Here is a 23889-nt window from a genome sequence, read left to right as displayed (position 1 = left end):
TGCGTCACGCCGCCCAAAACGTGACGGGACCGGCAAGGCGCGTAAGCCCTGCACAAGAGCGCGGATACCTCTAGCGTCAGGGGATGAACAAAGAGCTCAGGGTGGCGGCCTACGCCGTGTGCGTCCGGGAGGGGCAGGTGTTGCTCGCCCGCTGGGTCGCGGGGGACGGAAGCAAACGGTGGACCCTGCCGGGTGGGGGGATGGATCACGGGGAGGACCCGTACGCGACGGTGATCCGGGAGGTCGACGAGGAGACGGGGTACGTCGTCGACCCGGTCGCGCTCCTCGGGGTCCACTCGGTGCTGCGGCGCTATCCGCGCAAGCTGGGCAAGGTCGCCGACTTCCACGGTCTGCGCCTCGTCTACGAAGGTGACATCACCGGCGGCGCCCTCCGCCACGAGGAGAACGGCTCGACGGACATGGCGGCGTGGCACGACCTCGACGCGGTCCAGGACCTGCCGCGCGTCGAACTGGTCGACGTAGGCATGCACCTGTGGCGTGCCCGCCCCACGGACGGCCACATCCCCCCAGGCCGCGTCCCCCACCCTCCGGCCGCCTGACCCCCTCTTCCCCGGCACCGTCCCCACGCCACGGGGCTCCGCCCCGGCCCCCGCTGCTCAATCGCCGCAGGGGCTCGATTTGCCCGCCCGCCGCTGAACAGGCCGTTGGCCTCCGGCCATCTCCCACCCACCCGCCCCCTCCGGGGGCGTCGGTCCGATGGGGTGCCGCAACCGCCTTGGGCAATCTGCCGCCTTGGACGGCAGGGTGGGCAAGGCGGCGCACGGTGCCGCGCAACAGAGGACCCGGTCCCGGCAGGCCCCCCCGTTCCCCGAAAGATGAACACGGAGTGACCGCCGAGGCGCCCCCGGCGCACCCCCGTGTGACATCGCGGCCCCCGCCCGCCCCCGCCATGATCGACGTACCGCGATCGGCGCTACCCGTTGCGTCGCCGTTCACGCACAGGTCATCCCCACTGCCAACGATCCCGTACGGAGGGCCGGTTCGGCCGAGCAGAGCCGGACCGGCCCGACCGTGACCGATCGACGCGTCCGCACTCGGGGAGACCGCGCCATGCCGCGCATACGCTCTGTCACCACCACCGCCGCCGCAAAGGCCGCCGCAAAGGCAACCGCGAAGGCCACCACAGAGATCGACCGCCGCGCACTCCTGACCGCCACCACCGCGGTCACCCTCTCCGCCGGCATCGGCTACGCCCTCGGCCCCGCCGGCGAAACCCGCGCCGCCGCCCACCCGGCCACCGCCCCGGTCCACGCGAACTCCCGCAAGGCCCCCGCCGCCCCCCTCGCCCCCTACACCCGTGGCACCACCCTCGCCTCCATAGCGGCCGCGACCGCCACCGGCCCCGGCTACCGCCGCCTCGGCGACGGCCCCGCCTGGACCCGCGCCGTCCGCACCGAACTCGCCCCGGCCCACCCCCGCCGCGAGGCCAAACGCACCGCGCTCGCCGCGTTCGTCCAGTTCACCGACCTGCACCTGGTCGACGTACAACACCCCCTGCGCTACGAGTACCTGAGGTCCCAGACCGCCAGCGCCTGGCGCCCGCAGGAGGCGCTCAGCGTCGCCGGCGCCGTCGCCCTCGTCGAGCGCGTCAACGCCCTGCGCGGCGCCCCCGTCACCGCCTCGCCCCTCCACTTCGTGATGACGACGGGCGACAACACCGACAACAACGCCCGCTCCGAACTCGACTGGTTCCTCAAGGCGATGAGCGGCGGCCGCATCCGCCCGAACACCGGCGACCCCCGCCACTACGAGGGCGTCCAGAACAGCGACATCCCTCTGTACTGGCACCCGGACGCCGCCCTCCGCGACACCGACAAACGCGAGCACCACTTCCCCCGCATCCCCGGTTTCCTCGACGCCGCGATCTCCGAACTCCGCAGCCCCGGCCTCAACCTCCCCTGGTACTCCACCGTCGGCAACCACGACTCCCTCCCCGGCGGCTGCTACGCGCCCGCCGACCCGTACTTCGCCGAATTCGCCGTAGGCGGACGCAAGTTGATGGACCTCGACACCGCCACCGGCAAGGCGATCTGGGACAACGTGCAAGGCGGCGGCGACCCGAAGGGCAAGGCGTTCAAGGAGCTGCTCCGCTCCCACACACGCAAGATGCGCCACGTCACCCCCGACGCGTCGCGCGCCCCCTTCACCCCGGCCGAGTACATCGCCGCCCACCTCGACCCCGGCCACACCGGCCCCGGCCCCATCGGTCACGGCTACACCCAGGCCAACCTCGCGACCGCCACCCAGTACTACGCCTTCCGGGTCTCCGACGACGTCCTCGGCATCAGCCTCGACACGACCGATCCGGCAGGCCACTACGAGGGCTCGATCGGGACCACCCAACTCGACTGGCTGACCGACCAGTTGAAGAAGGCAGACCATCGCGGCGACCACGTCATCGTCTTCTCCCACCACACCTCCAAGACCATGCGCAACCTCCGCGAGGACCCCACCCGCCCCGGCGAACACCGCCACGGCGGCGAGGAGCTGACCGCCCTGCTCGCGGCCCACCGCCCCGTCCTCGCCTGGGTGAACGGACACAGCCACAAGAACGACATCACCCCGCACCCGGGCGAGGACGGCGCCGGTACCGGATTCTGGGAGATCTCCACGGCCTCCCACGTCGACTTCCCGCAGCTCGCCCGCGTCATCGAGATCGCCGACAACCACGACGGCACGCTCTCCGTCTTCACCACCCTCATCGAGTCCTCGGCCCCGCACCGCACCGACTTCGCGGACCTCACCCAGACCGGCCTGGCAGCCCTCTACCGCGAACTCTCCTTCAACGCCCCTGGCTCGCGCGCCACGCTCTCCGGCGCCCCGGGCGACCGCAACACCGAACTCGTCCTCCAAAAGGGCTGAATCCTGCTCAACCGGCCCCACCCCGAGCAACCCCCGCAGCGGCCTCCAAGGTCCCTCCGGCCGACAGGGCAGGACAGGGCAGGACAGGGCAGGACAGGACAGGACAGGCACCATGTGAGGAGACGGCATGCCGCAGCGCAGGATCAGGCCGGGGGCGACGACGGTGCTCGCCATCACGACGGTCGCAGCCGGGATACTCGCCACCGCCACCGCCCCCGCGGTGGCGGCGCCCGAATCCGAATCCGGGGCCGACGGCCGCGGCCACGGACACGGCCACCGGGCCACCCAGCGGGCGCTCGACGCCGAGGTGCGTTCCGGCGTCCCCGGCGCCACGGCGCAGGCCGTGGTCGGCGGCCGGACCTGGACCGGCACGGCAGGCCGGCGCGGCGTCCACGACCACTACCGGGCCGGCTCCCTCACCAAGACGTTCGTCGCCACGGTCCTGCTCCAACTGGAGGCCGAGGGGAAACTCGATCTCGACGACACCGTCGACCGCTGGCTGCCGGGCCTGGTGTCCGGCAACGGAAACGACGGCACGAGGATCAGCCTCCGCCGCCTCCTCAACCACACCAGCGGCGTCTTCAACTACACGGACGACACCGACTTCCAGCGGACGTTCTTCCTGAAGGACGGCTTCCTGAAGCACCGCTACGACACCTGGACCCCGGCCCGACTGGTCCGGGTCGCGCTGCGCCACAAGCCCGACTTCGCCCCCGGCACGAAGTGGTCCTACTCCAACACCAACTACATCCTCGCGGGCCTGGTCGTCGAGCGGGTCACGGGCCGCTCCTACGCCGACGAGATCCGCGACCGCGTCATCGGCCCCCTCCACCTGACGGGGACGTCCCTGCCCGGCACCGATCCCACGGTGCCGCTCCCGGCCTCCCGCGCGTACTCCAAGCTCACGGAGGACGGCAGCGGAAAGCCGCTCGACGTCACCGAACTGAACCCGTCGGCCGCGGGCGCCGCCGGCGAACTCGTCTCCGACTCGAAGGACCTGAACACCTTCTACAGCGCACTCCTCGGCGGCGAACTGCTCCCAAAGCGCCAGCTGAAGGAGATGAAGACGACGGTCCCCACCGGCCCCGGCGCTCCCACCGCCCACTACGGCCTCGCCCTGATCCGCGAGGACCTGCCCTGCGGAAAAACGGTCTGGGGTCACAGCGGCGGCATCCACGGCTCCGCGACGCTGGCCCTGACCACCTCCGACGGCGGCCACTCGCTCGCCTTCAACTTCAACGGCGACTGGTCGGGCGACCCGGCGAAGGTGGCACTGGCGGAATTCTGCGAGAAGTGACCGCGGCGGCCGTCGGCGATCACGGTCACCGCGGCAGGACGACGACATACGCCGCCGGGTCCCGGTCCCCGGCGGCCATCAACGCCGTCCGCACCACGGCCGCCTGCTGCTCCAGCGACTCCCGCAGCTTCTTCGGCGTGATGTGTACGACGGTGATCCCGAGCCGCTCCAGGTGATCGCGCTTGCGGGCGTACTCGCTCCAGAGCGCGTCGTCGTCCTGCCGAAGGCCCGGACGCGGCGCCCGGGTGTCGAGCTCGACCGCGACCGAGTGATCGGGCCAGAACGCGTCGACGCCCCCGAGGTGCGGGCCGCCCGGCAGCCGCAGATCCACGTTCCACACCGGATCCGGCAGCGCGTGCTCGCGCACCATCGCGTACAGCCGGTCCTCGGCGATGGTCCGCCCCTCCGCGAGCAGCGAGTCGACGGCGTCGACGACATGCGGCCGGGTCAGCAGCCGTGCCTGCGTCAACTCCCGTACGACAGCCGCTGGTTCACAGTGCCCGCCCCGTACGGCCTCGGTGAGCAGCCGCCGTACGGCGCCCGCGTCGGACAGCTGGGCGACCGCGTCGGCGATGGCGCGCGGCACGGGTGCGACGGGAACTCCCGTGACCTGTACGGGAGTCGGCAGCCCGGTGCTCCTGATCAGCCGCGCGAACCCGCTCGACCGCAGCCGCCGAGTCCGAGGCACGAGCACGTCGACGTGGTCGAGCGAGGTCAGCGGGGGAGTGGAGGCGAAGCCGTGCAGGGTGAGGGCGGCGAGGCCGGTGACCATGGCGTCGGCGTACGCGGCGGCGCCGGGCGCGGTGGGCTGCGCGGGAACCCCCTCCACGGGCCCCCGCCGCCGTTCGGGCGCCCGCCCGGCATACAGCAGCACGGCGTGCAGCCGCTCCTCGCTGGTGGGCGGGCCGGGGTGCAACAGATACACACCGGGCAACAGCTGCTGCCAGGGCCCACCGGCCCGGCACTGCTCCTGCACGGCGGCGGCGCCCACACCGTGCGCCTTCAGCTGCGCGGCGCTCATGAGGCGCCGCTGGTTCTCGATGAGGTGACGCAGGGGGCGGGGGGACAACGGGGCGGGGGTGGTGTCGTGGTTCATGCCCCCGCCATTCCCGCCCCACGAACCCCCTCTAACCGCTGTTACACCCCCGTATGCAAACCCGGACATCCCTGCCCTAAAGCTGCCCACCCCATCTGCCGAAAAGCCCAGGCGAACCCCGGGTTACGGCCCCGCCCGCCAGAGTTCGGTAACACCCCTGGCCCTTGATTCCTGCGCCGACCGAGCCGACCCATCAAGCCCTGCGCCGATTGAGCCCGCATATTTGAGCCCCTGCGGCGATTGAGCAGCGGGGTCCGGGGCAGAGCCCCGAAACCGAAACCCCGTCGCCGCGCAACACTCACGGCGACCCGACCCGACCCGACCCGACCCGACCCGACCCGACCCGCCCCGACCCGCCCCGGCTCAGCCCAGTGCAACGACCCGCGCCCACGGAGGCGGCCCCTCCGCCACATAGTCCGGATCATCCTCGTCCACCGCCCCGGCGACCCGCGGAAACAACCCGACCACGACCCGGCAGGGCGGCCGCTCGGACGGCCACGGCGTCTGACCGTCCGTCAGCGCAACGATCACATCCGGCCGCCGCGCCCCGCGCACCGCCCCCGCGAACCCGGACCGCAGATCCGTGCCACCACCCCCGACCAGCTCCAGGCTCTCGGCCCGGCACAGCGGCACGGCAACCCCGGCCGCCGCATCGCAGGACACGACGGAGACCAGATCGCGCCGCCCGCCCACGGCCCGCGCGATCGCCGCCACTTCGAGCAGCGCACCGCCCAACTCGGCATCGCTCACCGACCCCGACGTGTCGATCACGACACACACCCGCGGCGGATCCCGCCGCAGACTCGGCAGCACGACCCGGGGCAGGCTCGCCGAGCGCCGGGAGGGCCGCCGGTAGCTGTGGTTCTCGCCGACCCCGGGCGCACTCGCCGCCGACCGGACCGCCGCCCCCAGCAACTCCCGCCACGGCTGCGGCGGATGGAACGCCTCCTCAGCCCACCGGCGCCACCCCTCGGGCGCCGAACCCGGCCGCCCCTTGATCCCCTCCGCGACCCGGAACCGCACCGCGTCCCGCTGCTGCCGGGTCAGCCCGTGCGCGCCTTCGGGGCCCAGCTCCCACGGCCGGGCGTGCCCGTCGGCTCCGCTGCCGCAGTCCAGCCAGGCGAGCTCGGCGGAGGCGAGGCCCGACATCGACGACGTACGCAGGTACTCCTCCATCAGCAGCCCGTCGGGCAACCGCAGCAGCGAGGGCAGTACGGCGCCCGAGGGCAGCGTCAGCCCGTCCCCGTAGATGTCGTCGTTGATCTCGAAGTCGGCGGCGATGTTGCGCCGCAGCCGCTCGCCGGGCCCGTGCTCCCCGTGCTGGTGGGCGTACCGCTCGCCCCGGCCGTGGTGGTCCCGCAGCAGATGCGACACCTCGTGCACCCACACCCCGGCCAGCTCCTCGACGGGCGTACGGGCGACGAAGCCGGGGGAGACGTAGCAGCGCCAGTACGGGTCCACGGCCATCGTCGGCACCGCCCGGTCCGCCACGACGTGCAGGGCGAACAGCGCCGCCGCGAGATAGGGCCGTACCTTTACGGCGTGCAGCCGCGCGGCGAGCAACTTGTCCATGTCCAGAGGGATTTCGCCCCGACGGGCTGCCGCGGACTGCGGAAGCGGACGAGGTGCGGGACGAGGAACAGGCCGAGCGGCCGGAGGCCGCGGCACCGGCACCGCCTCACCCCGCGTCATCGACCCACCCCCGCCCCAGCGGTCCCCGCCCCAGCGACCCCCGCCTCGGCGACCCGCGCCACCGACCGCTCGGCGCGCCCCGAAAGATCGACGACCCCCGCGAGCCGCTCCACCGCCTCCGGCACCTCCCACTCGTCGCGCCGCAGCCCGGCGAGCGCCGACGCGGGGGAGACCAGCAGGTCGGGCGCGCCGCCGGTCTCCAGCGCGCGGACGAGCACGCCCCAGGCCGCCTCCCAGCGCTCCCGCCCGGGCCGAGCCCCGACGGCGGCCACCACCGCGTCCAGCGTGGCCTGCCGCAGGTCACCCCGTACGGGCAGCTCCGCGGCGGCCGGATCGGCGAGCAGCGACTCCGGGTCCGGCAGCTCCATCCGGTCCAGGTGGGCGAGGAGTTCGAGCCCCGGGCCGTCGCCCACCGCGCCCCGCACGAGCAGCGCGAGTACGTCACGGGAGACGGACGCCGCCGTCGCGAAGGCCAGCAGCGTCAACGCCGTCTCCCAACTGCGCGGCGACGGCCACGCGCCGCCGCGCCGCGTCTCGCTGCTCGGCAGCTGGTGGATCAGCTTCGGCCTGGCCTCCAGGAACCCGCACACCGCACGCCGCGCGAACTCCACCGCCCCGCCCAACAACTCCGGTTCGATCACGGGTAGTTCGGCCCTCGGCCACACCCCACCGAGCCCCCGCACCACCACCTCGCGGTCGTGCACCCACCGCAGATGCACGAACCGGTTGGCGAGCGGCGGGCTCAGCTCCCACCCGTCCGCCGCCGACGCGCGAGGGTTGGCGGCGGCCACGATCCGTACGCCCGGCGGGAGTTGAAGCGCGCCGACCCGCCGCTCAAGCACCACCCGCAGCAGCGCGGCCTGCACGGCGGGGGTGGCGGTGGACAGTTCGTCGAGGAAGAGCAGCCCGCGCCCGGCCCGCACCAGCTCGACCGCCCACTGCGGCGGCGCCATCGGCACCCCCTGTACGGCGGGGTCGTCGCCCACGATGGGCAGCCCCGCGAAGTCCGACGGCTCGTGAACGCTGGCGATCACCGTGGTCAACGGCAGCCCGAGCGACTCGGCGAGCCGGGTCAGCACCGCGGTCTTGCCGATCCCGGGCTCGCCCCACAGCAGCACCGGCAGATCGGCGGCGACGGCGAGGGTGAGCGCCTCCAGCTGTTCGTCGGGACGGGGCTCGCAGGAAGTGGTCCGCAACAGCCCCAACAGGCTGTCGGCGACATCGAGTTGAGGACGGGAAGAAACCGAGTTCATGGTCATCACCTGGAGTGGTCGAAGGGAGCGCGCGGCCCGACTTGGCCCGCACACAAGGAAGTTCAGGAACCGTCGACGAGGCGGCGGGACAGCACCCGTCAGACGGTCGCCGTCAGACGGTCGCCGTCAGGAGGGCGTCACGCGGCCGCGTCCGAATCCGGTCACGCCGGTTCCGCTTGTTGCGCCACGCGGCAGGATCGGCGAAGTGCGGCGGTACGTCGTCCAGGAGCGCCCGGTAGAGCCCATGGCCGACACGGCGTTCCGCCGCCGACCGCAGTTCCTCCCTGAGCGGCCCTTCGCGCAGCACCGCCCGGGTCCCGAGCAGCCCCTCAAGTACGTGGAGCGCCCCGACGGCGTCCCCGTGCAGCAGCCGCTCGCGCACGGCGGGCAGCGCCTCTGGGCTGTGGTGCACCTCGTCGATGGCCCGCAGGCACGGCAGCCCCGGGCCGCCGAGCGCCACCAGCAGCGCCTCGCGCCGCAGTTGCTCCGGGTCGTGGTCGACGGCGGTCAGGACCCCGTCGCGCAGCGCGATCCGATGGGTCTCGCCCCGGCACGGAACGAGGTGCGGATCGACGGAGTCGGGTACACACCGCTCCGGGGAGCCCCCGGGGGCCAGCGCCGCGCCGACGAGCGGATGCAGCTCCCCGGGCGTGACGAGTCCGGCCCGCAACAGTTCCAGGTCCGGCGGCACACGGACCGCTGCATCCGGCAGCAGCGGCAACGCCGAGAGGGCCTCCCGCGACGGAGGCGTCCGGGACACGGGCCGACAGGCCGGGACGTGACTGTCATCGGGGCCGAACAGTTCACGGACGACGCGCTCGCGGGCCCCGAGCCGCACGACGAAGGCCCCACGCGGCCCCCGCCCCTCGGCCCGCAGCAACCGCTCCGCCTCCGCGGCCCACCCGGCATCGGCCCGCGCCGCGAGTTCGCCGCTGCGCCCGGCGTCCCACAGATGCCGATGCAGATCGAGCCGGAACCGCCGCCCGGGACGCGGATGCGGATGCGGATGCGGATGCCGCTCCGCGGGCCCGCCCTCCCACAGCGCCAACGACATCCGCTGCCCGCCACCGGCCCGCGCCGGCGGCGTCCGCACCACCAACCGCAGGTCCCCGTACCGGACCAGACACACCGTCAGCCCCGGCCGCAGCAGCCCGTCCGGGGCGACCCGGGGCATGTGCCAACGCAACAGATCGGGCGAGAGACTCCGCAGATCCGCGCGGAGCCGGTCAACAAGGAAGGTGCCGTGCCGATGTCGCACGGCGGACAGATCGAGATCGACGTCGACGCGGGCGGCGGCACAGGCCCCGGCCCAGTCGCCGACGGCACGGCGCGCGGCGCAGGTCTCGATCATGGACGGTGGCACGGCGTACGCACGTACGCGCCGCCACATCGAAAGACGGTCCGGAACTCCGTTCACGAAGCGAAGTGCCATCAGCACTCACCTTGCGCGAACGAGTCCCCCAATCCACAACAGGAGAAATTCATCATCGCACCCATCATAAACACACACCCACCAACCAAGCCTCGGGTAGATCAAGCCCCTGCGGCCACTGCGCAGCGGACCAAACCAAGCCCTCGTGGCGTCGTCGCAGCAGGCCAAACCAAGCCCTCGTGGCGTCGTCGCAGCAGGCCAAACCAAGCCCTCGTGGCGACGGCGCGGCGGGCCAAACCAAGCCCTCGTGGCGTCGTCGCAGCGGGTCAAATCAAGCCCCTGCGGCGATTGAGCAGCGGGGTCCGGGGCAGAGCCCCGAAACCCCGTCGCCGCGCAACACGAACAGCGGCCGAACCCCGGGCTACCGACCCGCCGCCCCGTCGCAGGCCTGCCCCCGCAGGGACCGCGCCAAATCGTCCCGCGCCTCAACCACCAACCGCCGCAACGCAGGCGCCGCGCCCCCGTGCGAGGCAACCCACTCATCCGTCGCGGCCAACGTCTCCGCCGAATCCTGCAACGACGGGAACAGCCCCCGCACCACATCCATCCCGATCTGAATCGACCGCTCGCTCCACACCCGCTCGATCACGTCGAAGTACTTCGACGCGTACCGAGCCGTGAGCTCCCGCTGCGACGGCTGCTGGAACCCCGAAATCGTGGCCTCCACCAGCGCGTTGCTGAGCGCGTCCGACTCCACGACCTGCGCCCACGCCTGCGCCTTCACGGCCTCCGACGGCCGCGCCGCGAGGCACCGCACCTGGTGCCGCTTGCCGGAGGCGGTGTCGTCGCGGGCCAACTCCGCGGCCAGCGCCGCCTCGTCGGCGACCCCGTACGTCGCGAGCGTCTCCAGGAACGCCCACCGCAGCTCCTGGTCGACCTCAAGGCCGTCGATCTTCGCGCCGCCGGACACCTCCAACAGCCCGCTCAACAACTGCAGATCGGCTTCCCTCGACGCGACCGCGCCGAAGAACCGCGCCCACGTCAACTGGTGCTGGCTCCCCGGCTCCGCGAGCCGCAGCTCCTTGAGCGCTCCCTCGGCGAGCAGCCGCCCGCCCTCCTCGCGCCACTCGGGCGCCGCGTAGTGCACGAGCGCGGAACGCGCCCACGCGTGCAGCATCTGGAGCACGCCGATGTCGGACTCGCGGCCCGCGAACCGCAGCACCAGGTCGATGAAGTCCCGCGCCGGCATCAGCGCGTCCCGCGTCGCGTTCCACAGCGCCGACCAGCACAGCGCCCGCGCCAGCGGGTCGCTCACATCGCCGAGGCGCTCGCGCAGCGTCGCCAGCGAACCCTCGTCGAAGCGGATCTTGCAGTACGTGAGGTCGTCGTCGTTCACGATCACCAGCTCGGGCGCCTCGGCCCCGGCCAGCTCCGCCACCACCGTCCGCGCCCCGTCGACGTCCACCTCGGCCCGCGCGTACCGCTCGATCGCGCCCCCGGCCGCCCGCCGGTACAGGCCCACGGCGACCCGGTGCGGACGCAGTTCGGGGTGCGACTCGGCCGCCTCCTGCACCACGGCCAGCTCCGTGATCCGCCCTTCACCGCTCAAAGTGACCTGCGGGGAAAGCGAGTTGACCCCGGCCGTCTGCAGCCAGGACCGCGACCACGTCGCCAGGTCGCGCCCGCTCGTCTCCTCAAGCGCCGACAGCAGATCGCCGAGTTCGGTGTTCCCGTACGCGTGCCGCTTGAAGTACCGCCGCGCACCCTCCAAGAACGCGTCCCGCCCGACGTACGCCACCAACTGCTTCAGCACCGAGGCGCCCTTGGCGTACGTAATGCCATCGAAATTCAGCTTGGCATCCTCAAGATCCCGGATGTCAGCCGTGATCGGGTGCGTGCTCGGCAGCTGGTCGGCGCGGTACGCCCACGACTTCCGGTTGTTGGCGAAGGTGATCCAGCCGTCCGTGAACCGCGTCGCCTCGACCATCGAGAACGTCCCCATGAAGTCCGCGAAGGACTCCTTCAGCCACAGGTCGTCCCACCAGCGCATGGTGACGAGGTCGCCGAACCACATGTGGGCCATCTCGTGCAGGATCACGTTCGCGCGCCGCTCGTAGGACGCCTGCGTGACCTTGCCGCGGAAGATGAACTCCTCGCGGAAGGTGACCATTCCGGGGTTCTCCATGGCGCCGAGGTTGTACTCGGGCACGAAGGCCTGGTCGTACTTCCCGAAGGGGTACGGGTAGTCGAAGTGGTCGTGGAAGAAGTCCAGGCCCTGCTTGGTCACTTCGAAGACGTCGTCGGAGTCGAAGTACGGGGCGAGCCCCTTGCGGCACATGGCGCCCAGCGGGATCACGAGCTTCGAGCCGTCCGCGAAGGCCCGCTCGTACGTGTCCGTCACGTAGTGGTACGGACCGGCGACGACGGCCGTGATGTACGTCGAGATGGGCTTCGTCTCCGCGAACTGCCATACGCCGTCGACGAGTTCTCCCGCCCGTCTCCCACCGCCACCCTTCCGACGAGCTTCGCGCCCCATCTCATTGCCGTTCGACCACACCGTCCACCCCTCGGGGGCCCGCACGCTGAACCGGTACGGCGCCTTGAGGTCCGGCTGCTCGAAGTTGGCGAACACGCGGCGCGAGTCGGCGGGCTCGTACTGCGTGTACAGGTACACCTCGCCGTCCTCGGGGTCGACGAAGCGGTGCATGCCCTCGCCGGTGCGGGAGTAGGCGCACTGGGCGTCGACGACCAGTTCGTTGTCCTCCGCGAGGTTCTCCAGCTGAATGCGGGAGCCGTCGAACACGGCCGCCGGGTCGAGGTCCTCGCCGTTCAGCGACACGGCGGTGACGGACGGCGCGACGAGGTCGACGAACGTCCCCGCTCCCGCCTCGTTCGACCGGAACCGGATCGTGGTCACGGACCGGAAGGTGCGCGGCCCCTCGCCGGCGAAGTCGCCGACCGCGGAGCGCAGGTCGAGCGCCACCTCGTACCCGTCGACGGACAGCAGACCCGCCCGCTCGCGGGCCTCGTCGCGGGACAGATTCTCACCGGGCACGGCGGCACTCCTTCGTGACGTGACGTTCAGATCTGGCTGTTCAGACGCCTACGATCCTCGCACGCGGCCGTGACCGCCGACATCGGGGAATGGAGTCGGCGCGGGCCGCGTTGCGGCAGTCGAGACCACCCGGTGATTTCCAAGGAGAGCCATGTCCGCTACGGACGAGAAGACCCCCGTCGACTTCTGGTTCGACCCCCTGTGCCCCTGGGCCTGGATGACGTCGCGCTGGGTGCTGGAGGTCGAGAAGGTCCGCGACATCAAGGTCCGCTGGCACCTGATGAGCCTCGCGGTGCTCAACGAGCCGCGGCTCGAAGAGCTGCCTGAGGAGTACCAGGAGATGATGAAGACCCAGGCCTGGGGCCCGGTCCGCGTCGTCATCGCCGCGCAGGAGGAGCACGGCGCGGAGGTGCTCGGCGACCTCTACACCGCGCTCGGCACCCGTATCCACAACCGCGGCGAGGGCCCCACGAAGGAGGCCGTCGCCGGCGCCCTGGAGGAGGTCGGCCTCCCGGCGTCCCTGATGGAGAACTGGGACGGCACGAAGTACGAGGCCGAGCTGCGCGCCTCCCACAAGGAGGGCATCGACAAGGTCGGCCAGGACGTCGGCACGCCGGTCATCGCGGTGCCGGGCGCCGACGGCGAGCAGATCGCCTTCTTCGGCCCGGTCGTCACCCCGGCCCCCAAGGGCGAGGAGGCCGCGAAGCTCTGGGACGGCACGCTCATGGTCGCCTCGGTCCCGGGCTTCTACGAGATCAAGCGCACGAGGACGGTGGGCCCGATCTTCGACTGAGCTAGATGAAGCTCAGGGGCAGGGTGCGGCCCTTGTCCTGATTGAGGTGGGGCTGCACCCACAGGCAGTGTCCGCCCGCGCCCCTGCATCGCCAGAAGCCGTTCGCTTCGGCCGAGGTCATGAGCGTCTGCAGATAGGACTTCTCCTTCGCGTTGACGCGCCGGAAGTCCTGCATCTCATGACAGTTGGGGCAGTACCGGGAAGTCGCCATGCGTGTACGTTCCACCGGAACCCCCGATACCGACAGGCCCCCGTGAGTCACGTCCTCACGGGGGCCTGTCTCTTTTCCGCCCGCCGACGCGAAGGTTGAGAAGACGATCACGAGGCGGGACGCATCACGTGCCGGTTACGGCACCAGCAGCAGGTTGTACGCCCGCTCCTTCGCGGCCGCGTACCGCTTGGCCACGTCCTGCCAGTTGACGACCCGCCACATCGCCTCGATGAAGTCGACCTTCTGGTTCTTGTACTGCAGGTAGAAGGCGTGCTCCCACGCGTCGAAGACGAGGATCGGGGTGGAGCCCTGGCCGACGTTGCCCTGGTGGTCGTAGATCTGCTCGACGATGAGCCGCCCGCTCACCGGCTCGTACGCGAGGACGCCCCAGCCGGAGCCCTGCGTGGTGGCGGCGGCCTTCGTCAGCTGGGCCTTGAAGCCGGCGAAGGAGCCGAAGGCCTCCTTGATCGCGTCCGCGAGCTCGCCCACGCCGTCCGCCGCGAGCGGCTCGCCGCCGCCGTCGCCGGTCATGTTGTGCCAGTAGATGCTGTGCAGGATGTGGCCGGAGAGGTGAAAGGCGAGGTTCTTCTCCAGGCCGTTGATGGAGCCCCACTGCTCCTTGTCGCGCGCCTCGGCCAGCTGCTCCAGGGTGTCGTTCGCGCCCTTCACGTACGCCGCGTGGTGCTTGTCGTGGTGCAGCTCGATGATCTGCGGGTTGATGACCGGCTCAAGCGCCGCGTAGTCGTACGGAAGCTCAGGAAGCGTGTACGTGGCCATGTCTCTCCGTGCCCTCCGACTGCTTATTGCAACTCCATTGCAAGTGCAGGCTAACAGCAGAAGGGCGGGCGCGATGAAGTGGGCATACGAAAGGGCCCCCGGACCAAGTGGTCCGGGGGCCCTGTGCGTTGAGCGCGGTACGGCTACGTCACCGCTACCGCTTCTCGGCCATCTTCTGCCGTGCGTAGCCGACGATCGCGAGGATGATCGCCAGGCCGCCCGAGAAGTACAGCTGGATCCGGGTGTCGTGCTCGCGCGCCATGAGGACGAAGACGACGGCCATGCCGACGAGCGCGAGGATCGTCAGGTACGGGTACGCCCACATCTTCACGACCAGCTTCTCCGGCGCCTCCCGCTCCAGCTTGCGGCGCAGCGCCAACTGCGAGACGGCGACGAAGAACCAGACGACGAGGATGATCGCGCCGACGGTGTTGAGCAGCCACGCGAACACGTCGTCCGGGCGCCAGTAGCTGAGCAGCACGCAGACGAAGCCGAAGACCGCCGACATCAGGACGGCGACGCGCGGCACCCCGTTCGTGACCTTGCCGATCACCTTCGGGCCCTGGCCGCGCGCGACCAGCGAACTGGACATGCGGGACGCGCCGTAGATGTTGGCGTTCATGGCGGACAGGAGCGCGATGAGGATGACGACGTTCATGATCTGGCCGGCCGCGGGCACGCCCAGGTAGTCGAGCGTGGCGACGTACGGACCCTTGCTCGGGATCTCCTTCGCCGTCCACGGCAGCAGGACCACGACGACCGCCATGGACCCGACGTAGAAGAGCGCGATGCGCCACATCGCGGTGCGGACCGCCTTCGCGACGCCCTGGACCGGGTGCTCGGACTCGGCCGCGGCGATCGTCACCGTCTCCAGGCCGCCGTACGCGAAGACCGAGGCGAGGAGGCCGACGATCAGGCCCTCCGTGCCGTTCGGCATGAAGCCGCCGTGGCCGGTGAGGTTGGACATGCCAGGCGCGTCGACGTCCGGCAGCACGCCGAGGATCGCGAGCACGCAGATGACGAGGAAGATCACGATCGCGCCGACCTTGAGGGCGGCGAACCAGAACTCGAACTCACCGAAGTTCTTCACCGCCGACAGGTTCGTGACGGTGAAAAGCAGCATGAAGAGGGCCACCCACGCCCACTCCGGAACCCCCGGCACCCAGCCGTGCGTGATCTGCGCCGCGCCGATGCCCTCCAGGCCGACGGCCACGCAGAGCAGGAACCAGAACGACCAGCCGGCCGTGAACCCGGCCCACGGGCCGATGCCGCGCTCCGCGTGCACGGAGAAGGAGCCGGAGGCCGGGTACGCGGCCGCCATCTCGCCCAGCATCCGCATCACGAGCATGACGAGCGCGCCGGATATCGCGTACGCGAGGATGATCGACGGGCCCGCCGCGGCGATCGCGGTGCCGGAGCCCACGAAGAGGCCCGCGCCGATCACGCCGCCCAGCGCGATCATGGAAAGGTGTCGCTGCTTGAGGCCGTGCGACAGCGACGGCTCGGCCGGCGCCTGCTCGTCCACGCTCTCTGCTGTGGACTGCGCTGAGTTCCCAGACATGGGTGTGCCCTGTTCAGTAGCGGTGACGGTGCTGACGTAAACGGTGCGTAAAACTGCCACAGTCTGGGTGGAGAGCCCGCTCAGAGGGAAGATCTTTCCGGTATACGGACACGACGCTCACACGCCGCGATGATCACGTCGACGTTCGGTGAACGTCCGGGCACCGCTCAGGCACGCCGCGCGCGCAACTCCCGTACCCCCGCGACCGCGAGGACCAGCAGCGTCGCCCCGGTCGACCACAGCAACTGCGGCCGCGCCGTGTCGTCGGTCAGCATCAGGCCGAAGACCGCGACCATCGCGGCGATCGCCGCCCAGGTCAGCCACGGGAACAGCCACATCCGCAACACGAGCCGCTCCGGGGCCTCCTGCTCGATACGGCGCCGCAGCCGCAGCTGCGAGATCGCGATCAGCGCCCACACGAACAGCAGCACCGCGCCGACCGAGTTGAGCATGTAGAGGAAGATCGTGTCCGGCCACTCCAGGTTGAGGAGTACGGAGACGAACCCGAAGGCCACCGACGCCAGGACCGCCCGGCGCGGCACCCCGCCGCCGCTCACCTTCAGCAGCGACTTCGGCGCCTCCGCGCGCTCGGCGAGCGAGAAGATCATGCGGGACGAGCCGTAGAGATTGGCGTTCAGTGCCGACAGCAGCGCCACGAAGACGACGATGTTCATGATCTGCGCCGCCGACGGGACGCCGATCGAGTCGAGCACGGTGACGTACGGGCTGATCCCCGCCTTCTGCTCCGTCCAGGGCAGCACGGTGACGATGACCAGCATCGACCCGACGTAGAAGAACAGGATCCGGTACACCGCGCTGCGCACCGCGCGCGCCACCGAGCGGGCCGGGTCCTCGGACTCGGCGGCCGCGATCGTGACGACCTCCAGGCCGCCGAACGCGAAGACGACCGCGAGGACCCCGGAGACGACGCCCTCCCAGCCGTTCGGCAGGAAGCCGCCGTGGCCGGTGAGGTTGGTGAGGCCGACGGGGTCCGTGTCCGGGAGGATGCCGAAGATCGCGAGCGCGCCCAGCACCAGGAACGCGACGATCGCGAAGACCTTCAGCGCCGCGAACCAGAACTCGAACTCGCCGAAGTTCTTCACCGCCGACAGGTTGGCGACGGTGAACACGACCATGAACAGCAGCACCCACGCCCACTGCGGAACGCCCGGCACCCACCCGTTCGCGATCTGCGCCGCACCCGTCGCCTCGACGGCCAGCACCACCACGAGCATGAACCAGTACAGCCACCCGACGCTGAACCCCGCCCACTTGCCGAGCGCCCGCTCCGCGTGCACGGAGAAGGAACCGGAGGCGGGCATGGCCGCCGACATCTCGCCGAGCATCCGCATCACGCACATCGCGAGCGCGCCCGCGATCAGATACGAGACGACGATGCCGGGCCCCGCGACCGCGATCCCCGCGCCCGAACCGACGAAGAGCCCTGCGCCGATGACCCCGCCGAGGCCGAGCATCGTGAGGTGGCGCTGCTTCAGCCCCGCGGAGAGTGGTTCGTCGTGCATGGGGGGCGTGGGGGGCATGGGGCTTCGGCCGATCTCGGGTGGTGCGAGGTGAACGCGCGGGTTTAGCGGGAACCTACAGTCTCGCCGTCGGGCACCCTCCCGCGCAAAACGGACTGCGCCGGTGACGAGCATCACCTTGTACGAGGTGTACCTGCCGTTATTTGTTCAGAGCCCACCAACACGGTGCTCCGGCCTTTGTCGACCGGCGACCGTGATCGCCTCAAGGCCGCTGGGATAGCGTCACGGAGTCCCACCCTGCCCGTCGACATGTGGAGTCCCCATGAGCACCGCCACCGCTGCTGTCACCGCCCGTCCGGGCAAGGTCCTGGCCGACCTCATCCCCGCCTCGCGCGCCAAGAACATCGCGCTCGTCATCGGCGGCGCCGTCCTCACCGGCATCGCCGCGCAGATCGCCATCCCGGTGCCGGGCTCGCCGGTGCCGGTCACCGGACAGACCTTCGCCGCGCTGCTCGTCGGCACCGCGCTCGGCGCCCGCCGCGGCTTCCTCGCGCTCGCCGTGTACGCGCTCGCGGGCATGGCCGGCGTGCCGTGGTTCGCGGAGGGCGGCTCGGGCATGGCGATGGCCTCGTTCGGCTACGTCATCGGCCTGATGCTGGCCTCGGCCGCGGTCGGCGCGCTCGCCCGCCGCGGCGCCGACCGCTCGATGCTGCGCACCGCCGGCACGTTCCTGCTCGGCGAGGCCATCGTCTACGCGGTCGGCGTCCCGTACCTGGCCCTGTCCACCGGCATGGGCCTCACGGCCGCGATCGCCGCGGGCCTCACGCCGTTCCTGCTCGGCGACGTCCTCAAGGCGGCCCTGGCGATGGGCGCGCTGCCCACCGCCTGGAAGCTCGCCGACAAGTAAGCGGTCAGTTCGCCGCGGAGCCGGTGCGGCGGGTCCACCACAGGCCCGCCCCGCCGGCCGCGATCAGCGCGGCGCCGACCGCGCCGAGCGGCAGCACGTCGTCACGGACGCCGGTCGACGGCAGTTCCTCTTCCGCGCCCCCCTTGTCCCCGGCCGGGGCCGCGGGCTTGTTCTCCGTGCCGAGCAGCAGCGGCGTGACGGGCGCGTTCGGCGAAGGGCTCGTCGTGCCGAACGGCACCGGACCCTGCTGCCAGAACGTCTTCTTCCCGTCCGCGCTCCGCACCGGCAGACAGATTTTTCCCGTCTTCTTGAGATCGAATGTCGCGGCGACCTTGTACGACTGGGTCTTTCCGGCCCCGAGGTTGTTTATGGGGCAGGAGAATCCGCTGTTGGCCCCCTTCGGCAACTTGTTCTCCGGTATCGCGGTGCAGTTCGGAACATCCTTCACCACGAGCCCGTCGAATCCCGTGACGAGCAACTGGATCGGGCCGCTTCCCCTGCTCCCCTGATTGCTGACGCTCGCGACGAGATTCTCCGTCTCCCCGCTCTTCGTGTCGGCCGAGATCTTCTTCGGCAGCAGCGTGGTCAGCTTGACGCCCGAGGGCGCGTCGGCCATCGCCTTGCCGCCCTCGCCGCTGGCCGGACCTGGTGTGTCGTCCGAAGCCGCGGCGCCCGGCAGCACCACGAGCGCCGTCACGGCGGCCGCGCACACCGCCCCCGCGGTCATCGGCCCACGTCGTGCACTCATGCTCGTCCCCCTAGTTTTTCGCTTTCCCTCAACCGCGCCCGAATTCGCGGCACTTGAAGAGGTACCACAAGATTTCTCCGCACTATGCTGGGGCGGCGGCAAGTGTCGACTAGGTGTTTCATTGCGTTTCGGGGGTGCAGTCGATTGCCTGGGAATACGAGCGGTGGCGTCCAGGGATTATTGGTGGCCACTCGCTACCGCCTGGACGAACCGATAGGCCAGGGCGGAATGGGGCGCGTGTGGCGCGCGGTGGACGAAATGCTGGACCGCCGGGTCGCCGTCAAGGAAATGCGCATCGACGGCCTCGACCCCGAGGACGCCCGCACCCGCCGCGAGCGCACCCTGCGCGAGGCCCGCGCCACCGCCCGCATCGACCACCCGGGCGTGGTGCGCGTCTACGACGTCGTCGACGAGGGCGAACGCCTGTGGATCGTCATGGAGCTGGTCGACGGCCGCTCCCTGGAACAGCTCCTCGTCGAGGACGGCCCGCTGGCCGCCGACGAGGTCGCACGGATCGGCCTGAGCCTGGCCGGGGCGCTGCGCCAGGTGCACGCGGGCGGCGTCCTGCACCGCGACATCAAGCCCGGCAACGTACTCCTGGAGCGGGTGGGGCGGCGCCGCGTCATGCTCACCGACTTCGGCATCGCCGCGATCCAGGACGCCAAGGCGCTCACGATGGTCGGCATGCTGGTCGGCTCGCCCGACTACATGGCCCCCGAGCGGGTCTCGGGCCGCCCGCAGGGACCGCCGTCCGACCTCTGGTCCCTCGGCGCGACGCTCTGCGCCGCGCTCGGCGGCAGCTCACCGTTCAGCCGCGATACGACGCTTGCGACCTTGCACGCCGTCCTCTACGAGGAACCACAACTCCCTTACGCGGCCGGGGACTTGGCCCCACTCCTGACGGCGCTCCTGTCGAAGGACCCGACGGACCGCCCGAACCTGGACCACGTCACCCACTCCCTGACCCCGAAACCATCCCCACCTGCCCCTGCCCCCGCCCCCGCACCCCCACAACCTCCCCGCCCGCCACGAGCGGCCCGCCGCCGCACCGTGTTCGTCGCGACCGGGGGAGTGCTGGCGGTGGGCCTCGCGGCGGCCCTGGCCCTCACGCTGCCGGACGGCGACCCGAAGTCGGGCGGCGGCGGCTCGACCCCCACGGTCGAGGGCACATCGCGCCCGCCCACCGCCACCCAGACCCTTCCGGCGGGCGCGCGGCGGGAGGCGGGGTACGCGTGGGCGCCGCCGAAGGGCTGGGAACGGGTGGTGAAGACGGCGTCCGAGGTGCACTACACGTCACCGGACGGCACCCAGGAGCTGGTCGCCCAGTCGGCCCTCGCCAAGGACGACCTCCTGGCCACGTGGCGCAAGTCCGAACGCGCCGCCCACCAGGGCCAGGACTACCGAAAACTCCGCCTCGCCCGCACCACGTTCCGCGGCCGCCCCGCCGTGGTCTGGGAATACCTCTTCACCCTCAAAGGCGTCCGCTGGCACGCCGAACTCCTCGGCTTCGACCACGCCACCCGCTCCTACCAGGTGGGCACGTGGTACCGCCCGGAGACGGAGGAGAAGGCGAGGCCGACCTACGAACGAGTCAAGAACACCTTCACCCCACTCTCCCCAAACTGACGCCCGCCCCATTCAAGCCCCTGCCGCCCTCAAAACGACGACCGGGCAAAATCAAGCCCCGCCGGCGATTGAGGCGCGGGGCCCGGGGCAGCGCCCCGCGACGCCAACCCCGACCCCCGCAACACTCACGCGTTCCGCCGCTGAACCTTCTCCCGCACAAGCGCAAACGCAACGACGAACGCCGCAACGAGCAAGGAAAGCAGCACCTGCTCCCGCCCCGCGTCATCCGTCAACATGTACACCAGCACAAACGAGATCATCGCGATCGTCGCCCACGTCAGATACGGGAACAGCCACATCTTCACGACCAGCTTCTCCGGCTGATCCCGCAGAATCATCCCCCGCATCTTCAACTGCGTGAAGCAAATGACGAGCCACACGAACAACGCGACCGCACCCGACGAGTTCAGCAGGAAGTTGAACACGGTGTCCGGCCACTGGTAGTTGAACCACACCGCGAGGAACCCGAACACCACGGACCCGAGGATCGCGGTCCGCGGCACACCCCGCGACGTGGTCTTCGCGAACGCCTTCGGCGCATCCCCGCGCTGTCCCAGCGAGAACGCCATACGGGAAGCGGTGTACAGCCCGGAGTTCAGACACGACAGCACGGCGGTCAGCACGATGACGTCCATGACCTGCCCGGCGTGCGGAATCCCGATGGAGTTGAGCGCGGCGACGTACGACCCCTCGTCCACGATCGACTTGTCGTTCCACGGCAGCAGCGTCAGCACCACGAAGATGGAGCCGAGGTAGAAGATCCCGATCCGCCAGATCACGGAGTTCGTGGCCTTGGTGACGGCCTTCTGCGGGTCCTCCGACTCACCGGCGGCGAGCGTGACGATCTCCGAGCCCATGAACGAGAAGACGACCATCAGCACACCGGTGAGGATCGCGCCGGGCCCCTTGGGGAAGAAGCCCCCGGCATCGGTCAGATGCCCGAACCCGTCGCCCGGATTGTCCGACCCCGGCAGCAGCCCGAACACGGCGAGCAGCCCGACGATCACGAACGCCGCGATCGCGACGACCTTGATCCCGGCGAACCAGAACTCGAACTCACCGTACGAACCGACCGCCGCCAGGTTCACGACGGTGAGCACGATCATCACGATCAGCGCCCACCCCCACTGGGGCACGCCGGGTATCCACCCATTGAGGATCTTCGCCCCGGCCGTCGCCTCGACGGCGAGCACCACGACCCAGAAGAACCAGTACAGCCAGCCGATGGAGAAACCGGCCCAGCGGCCGAGCGCCTGGTCGGCGTAGGCGGAGAACGAACCGGACGACGGCCGCGCCGCGGCCATCTCGCCCAGCATCCGCATCACGAAGACGACCATGGCGCCGACGAGGGCGTACGAGATGAGGATGGCGGGCCCGGCCGCCGCGATGCCGGAGCCGGAGCCGACGAACAGACCGGCACCGATGACACCTCCGATGGCGATCATCGACAGGTGCCGGTTCTTCAGCCCTGCCTTGAGTTCGCCATCGCCGGTGGGCGGGGTCTCGGGTGTGGCCCCGGAGGTGGGGGGCGACTGCGTGGTCATGCACGGGTCCTTACGTTTGCGGTAAACGTGCGTTCGCATTCAACGCATCGGCGTGCCCCGACGGAAGCTTTGAGTCCGGATCGTTGTCATCGCCGACAGCGCCACGACCTGCGGCGTGCGGGCACCCGGAAGCGGCTACCCGGAGCGCGGCGTGCCACACTCGGACTCATGCGCGTGTACCTCGGCTCGGATCATGCCGGCTACGAACTCAAGAACCACCTGGTCGAATGGCTGAAGGCCCATGGCCACGAGCCCGTCGACTGCGGGCCCCTCATCTACGACGCCCAGGACGACTACCCGCCCTTCTGCCTCCGCGCCGCGGAGCGCACGGCGGCGGACCCGGACGCCCTCGGCATCGTGATCGGCGGCTCCGGCAACGGCGAGCAGATCGCCGCGAACAAGGTCAAGGGCGTCCGTGCGGCCCTCGCCTGGAGCGAGCAGACCGCCGCACTGGGCCGTGAGCACAACAACGCCAACGTGATCTCGATCGGTGGCCGGATGCACACGGAGGAGGAGGCCACGAAGTTCGTCGAGATCTTCCTCGCCACCCCCTACTCCCACGAGGAGCGCCACCAGCGCCGCATCGACATGCTCTCGGCCTACGAGGCCTCCGGCGTCCTCCCGGCGATCCCGCCCCACCACCCGCAGCAGGACTGACCCCCTTCCGCAGGGGCTTGGTATTTCCAGCCCCTGCGGCGATTGAGCAGCGGGGTCCGGGGCGGAGCCCCGAGGCGTCAACCACGGTTACCCGCCCCGAGAGGAAATTGGCGTGCCCGAAGGCCACACGATCCACCGCCTCGCCCAGGACCACGCCACCAAATTCACGGGCCAAAAGACAACCGTCACCAGCCCCCAGGGCAAATTCTCCGACGCGGCCGCCCTCCTCACCGGCCAAGAACTCACCCGCACCGAAGCCCACGGCAAACACCTCTTCCTCGGCTTCGGCCCCGCAGGGGACACCTGGATCCACATCCACCTCGGCCTCTTCGGCAAGTACACCTTCGGCGAGGCACCCCCACCCCCGCCCACGGAAACCGTCCGCCTCCGCCTGGCGAACGACACCCACTACTCGGACCTCCGCGGCCCCACCACCTGCGCCCTCATCACGGACGCCGAGAAGCAGGCGATACACGACCGCCTCGGCCCGGACCCCTTGCGCCCCGACGCGGACCCCACCCGCGCCTTCGCCCGCATCGCCCGCAGCCGCACCACCATCGCCGCTCTCCTCATGGACCAGAAGGTCATCGCCGGCGTCGGCAACGTCTACCGCGCGGAAGTCCTCTTCCGCCACGGCATCGACCCGTACACCCCGGGCAAGAACCTCACGGAGCCCCAACTCGCCGCGATCTGGGACGACTTGGTGGCGCTGATGCACGACGGTGTCCGCGCGGGCCGCATCGACACGGTCCGCCCCGAGCACACCCCCGAGGCGATGAACCGCCCGCCCCGCGTCGACGACCACGGCGGCGAGGTCTACGTCTACCGCCGCGCACCCCAGCCCTGCCACCTGTGCGGCACCGAGATCCGCACGGCGGAACTGGCGGCCCGCAACCTCTTCTGGTGCCCCACGTGCCAACCGGAAGGTACCTGAAC

19 protein-coding genes are annotated in these 23889 nt (G+C 70.7%); 8 read left to right on the top strand and 11 right to left on the bottom strand.

The genetic code is table 11. The annotated features are described in order from the left end of the window. Positions 1-83: 83 nt before the first annotated feature. The 3 genes from RBJ65_RS15685 (at position 84) to RBJ65_RS15675 (ending at position 4180) form a co-directional block, all read left to right on the top strand. Complete coding sequence (locus RBJ65_RS15685) at positions 84-560, top strand: NUDIX hydrolase (protein WP_306323091.1); 477 nt, start codon at positions 84-86, stop codon at positions 558-560. 511 nt (positions 561-1071) lie between these two features. Beyond that, on the top strand, positions 1072-2883 hold the full coding sequence (locus RBJ65_RS15680; RefSeq protein WP_306323090.1) for a TIGR03767 family metallophosphoesterase: 1812 nt from the start codon (positions 1072-1074) through the stop codon (positions 2881-2883). A gap of 127 nt (positions 2884-3010) precedes the next feature. Then, on the top strand, positions 3011-4180 hold the full coding sequence (locus RBJ65_RS15675) for a serine hydrolase (protein WP_306323089.1): 1170 nt from the start codon (positions 3011-3013) through the stop codon (positions 4178-4180). A 25-nt stretch (positions 4181-4205) separates the two neighbouring features. Here the strand turns inward: RBJ65_RS15675 and RBJ65_RS15670 are convergent, their stop codons facing one another. The 5 genes from RBJ65_RS15670 to pepN form a co-directional block, all read right to left on the bottom strand. Next, positions 4206-5276: a hypothetical protein gene (locus RBJ65_RS15670; protein ID WP_306323088.1), complete on the bottom strand. Its 1071-nt coding sequence runs from the start codon at positions 5274-5276 to the stop codon at positions 4206-4208. Between the two features lie 363 nt (positions 5277-5639). After that, the gene (locus tag RBJ65_RS15665) at positions 5640-6848 is read right to left on the bottom strand and encodes a VWA-like domain-containing protein (RefSeq protein WP_306323087.1); all 1209 of its coding nucleotides are present in this window, start codon (positions 6846-6848) and stop codon (positions 5640-5642) included. A gap of 116 nt (positions 6849-6964) precedes the next feature. Continuing rightward, on the bottom strand, positions 6965-8221 hold the full coding sequence (locus RBJ65_RS15660; protein ID WP_372341432.1) for an AAA family ATPase: 1257 nt from the start codon (positions 8219-8221) through the stop codon (positions 6965-6967). 112 nt (positions 8222-8333) lie between these two features. Next, positions 8334-9653, bottom strand: a complete 1320-nt coding sequence (locus tag RBJ65_RS15655; protein ID WP_306323085.1) for a hypothetical protein — start codon at positions 9651-9653, stop codon at positions 8334-8336. 361 nt (positions 9654-10014) lie between these two features. After that, positions 10015-12648 (bottom strand): aminopeptidase N, encoded by a 2634-nt coding sequence (gene pepN / locus RBJ65_RS15650; RefSeq protein ID WP_306323084.1) that lies wholly within the window; start codon positions 12646-12648, stop codon positions 10015-10017. Between the two features lie 151 nt (positions 12649-12799). Between pepN and RBJ65_RS15645 the strand changes: the two genes are divergently transcribed. Beyond that, complete coding sequence (locus RBJ65_RS15645) at positions 12800-13441, top strand: DsbA family protein (RefSeq protein WP_306323083.1); 642 nt, start codon at positions 12800-12802, stop codon at positions 13439-13441. A 1-nt stretch (position 13442) separates the two neighbouring features. Here the strand turns inward: RBJ65_RS15645 and RBJ65_RS15640 are convergent, their stop codons facing one another. The 4 genes from RBJ65_RS15640 to RBJ65_RS15625 form a co-directional block, all read right to left on the bottom strand. Then, positions 13443-13652 carry a hypothetical protein gene (locus tag RBJ65_RS15640; RefSeq protein WP_306323082.1) on the bottom strand — a complete coding sequence of 70 codons (210 nt, stop codon included), beginning with the start codon at positions 13650-13652 and terminating at the stop codon, positions 13443-13445. Between the two features lie 135 nt (positions 13653-13787). Next, positions 13788-14429: a superoxide dismutase gene (locus RBJ65_RS15635; protein ID WP_306323081.1), complete on the bottom strand. Its 642-nt coding sequence runs from the start codon at positions 14427-14429 to the stop codon at positions 13788-13790. 154 nt (positions 14430-14583) lie between these two features. Then, complete coding sequence (locus tag RBJ65_RS15630) at positions 14584-15990, bottom strand: amino acid permease (protein ID WP_306323080.1); 1407 nt, start codon at positions 15988-15990, stop codon at positions 14584-14586. 167 nt (positions 15991-16157) lie between these two features. Continuing rightward, complete coding sequence (locus tag RBJ65_RS15625; protein ID WP_306323079.1) at positions 16158-17513, bottom strand: amino acid permease; 1356 nt, start codon at positions 17511-17513, stop codon at positions 16158-16160. Positions 17514-17793: 280 nt separating this feature from the next. Here RBJ65_RS15625 and RBJ65_RS15620 point away from each other — a divergent pair, with 280 nt between their 5' ends. Further along, a complete protein-coding gene (locus tag RBJ65_RS15620) occupies positions 17794-18378 on the top strand; it encodes a biotin transporter BioY (protein WP_306323078.1) in 585 nt (194 codons plus the stop codon). Positions 18379-18382: 4 nt separating this feature from the next. On the opposite strand, the gene RBJ65_RS15615 is transcribed toward RBJ65_RS15620, so the two are convergent. Continuing rightward, positions 18383-19126 carry a hypothetical protein gene (locus RBJ65_RS15615; protein ID WP_306323077.1) on the bottom strand — a complete coding sequence of 248 codons (744 nt, stop codon included), beginning with the start codon at positions 19124-19126 and terminating at the stop codon, positions 18383-18385. A 180-nt stretch (positions 19127-19306) separates the two neighbouring features. Here RBJ65_RS15615 and RBJ65_RS15610 point away from each other — a divergent pair, with 180 nt between their 5' ends. Further along, a complete protein-coding gene (locus tag RBJ65_RS15610; protein ID WP_306323076.1) occupies positions 19307-20752 on the top strand; it encodes a serine/threonine-protein kinase in 1446 nt (481 codons plus the stop codon). 125 nt (positions 20753-20877) lie between these two features. On the opposite strand, the gene RBJ65_RS15605 is transcribed toward RBJ65_RS15610, so the two are convergent. After that, positions 20878-22296 (bottom strand): amino acid permease, encoded by a 1419-nt coding sequence (locus tag RBJ65_RS15605; protein ID WP_306323075.1) that lies wholly within the window; start codon positions 22294-22296, stop codon positions 20878-20880. Between the two features lie 168 nt (positions 22297-22464). On the opposite strand from RBJ65_RS15605, the gene RBJ65_RS15600 reads away from it, so the two are divergent. Both RBJ65_RS15600 and RBJ65_RS15595 read left to right on the top strand, forming a co-directional pair. Beyond that, the gene (locus RBJ65_RS15600; RefSeq protein WP_306323074.1) at positions 22465-22953 is read left to right on the top strand and encodes a ribose-5-phosphate isomerase; all 489 of its coding nucleotides are present in this window, start codon (positions 22465-22467) and stop codon (positions 22951-22953) included. Positions 22954-23065: 112 nt separating this feature from the next. After that, a complete protein-coding gene (locus RBJ65_RS15595) occupies positions 23066-23887 on the top strand; it encodes an Fpg/Nei family DNA glycosylase (RefSeq protein WP_306323073.1) in 822 nt (273 codons plus the stop codon). Positions 23888-23889 lie beyond the last annotated feature (2 nt).

It is taken from the genome of Streptomyces sp. KL109B, assembly GCF_030766935.1.
In the GTDB taxonomy this organism is placed as follows: Bacteria; Actinomycetota; Actinomycetes; order Streptomycetales; family Streptomycetaceae; genus Streptomyces.
This window is presented reverse-complemented; position numbering and strand designations above follow the sequence as displayed.

Coding starts and splice junctions, on each gene's coding strand:
- RBJ65_RS15620 (WP_306323078.1), top strand. CDS start 17,794: ATGAGCACCGCCACCGCTGCTGTCACCGCCCGTCCGGGCAAGGTCCTG.
- RBJ65_RS15645 (WP_306323083.1), top strand. CDS start 12,800: ATGTCCGCTACGGACGAGAAGACCCCCGTCGACTTCTGGTTCGACCCC.
- RBJ65_RS15605 (WP_306323075.1), bottom strand. CDS start 22,296: ATGACCACGCAGTCGCCCCCCACCTCCGGGGCCACACCCGAGACCCCG.
- RBJ65_RS15670 (WP_306323088.1), bottom strand. CDS start 5,276: ATGAACCACGACACCACCCCCGCCCCGTTGTCCCCCCGCCCCCTGCGT.
- RBJ65_RS15685 (WP_306323091.1), top strand. CDS start 84: ATGAACAAAGAGCTCAGGGTGGCGGCCTACGCCGTGTGCGTCCGGGAG.
- RBJ65_RS15635 (WP_306323081.1), bottom strand. CDS start 14,429: ATGGCCACGTACACGCTTCCTGAGCTTCCGTACGACTACGCGGCGCTT.
- RBJ65_RS15640 (WP_306323082.1), bottom strand. CDS start 13,652: ATGGCGACTTCCCGGTACTGCCCCAACTGTCATGAGATGCAGGACTTC.
- RBJ65_RS15680 (WP_306323090.1), top strand. CDS start 1,072: ATGCCGCGCATACGCTCTGTCACCACCACCGCCGCCGCAAAGGCCGCC.
- RBJ65_RS15660 (WP_372341432.1), bottom strand. CDS start 8,221: ATGAACTCGGTTTCTTCCCGTCCTCAACTCGATGTCGCCGACAGCCTG.
- RBJ65_RS15655 (WP_306323085.1), bottom strand. CDS start 9,653: ATGGCACTTCGCTTCGTGAACGGAGTTCCGGACCGTCTTTCGATGTGG.
- RBJ65_RS15675 (WP_306323089.1), top strand. CDS start 3,011: ATGCCGCAGCGCAGGATCAGGCCGGGGGCGACGACGGTGCTCGCCATC.
- RBJ65_RS15665 (WP_306323087.1), bottom strand. CDS start 6,848: ATGGACAAGTTGCTCGCCGCGCGGCTGCACGCCGTAAAGGTACGGCCC.
- RBJ65_RS15625 (WP_306323079.1), bottom strand. CDS start 17,513: ATGCACGACGAACCACTCTCCGCGGGGCTGAAGCAGCGCCACCTCACG.
- RBJ65_RS15615 (WP_306323077.1), bottom strand. CDS start 19,126: ATGAGTGCACGACGTGGGCCGATGACCGCGGGGGCGGTGTGCGCGGCC.
- RBJ65_RS15600 (WP_306323074.1), top strand. CDS start 22,465: ATGCGCGTGTACCTCGGCTCGGATCATGCCGGCTACGAACTCAAGAAC.
- RBJ65_RS15630 (WP_306323080.1), bottom strand. CDS start 15,990: ATGTCTGGGAACTCAGCGCAGTCCACAGCAGAGAGCGTGGACGAGCAG.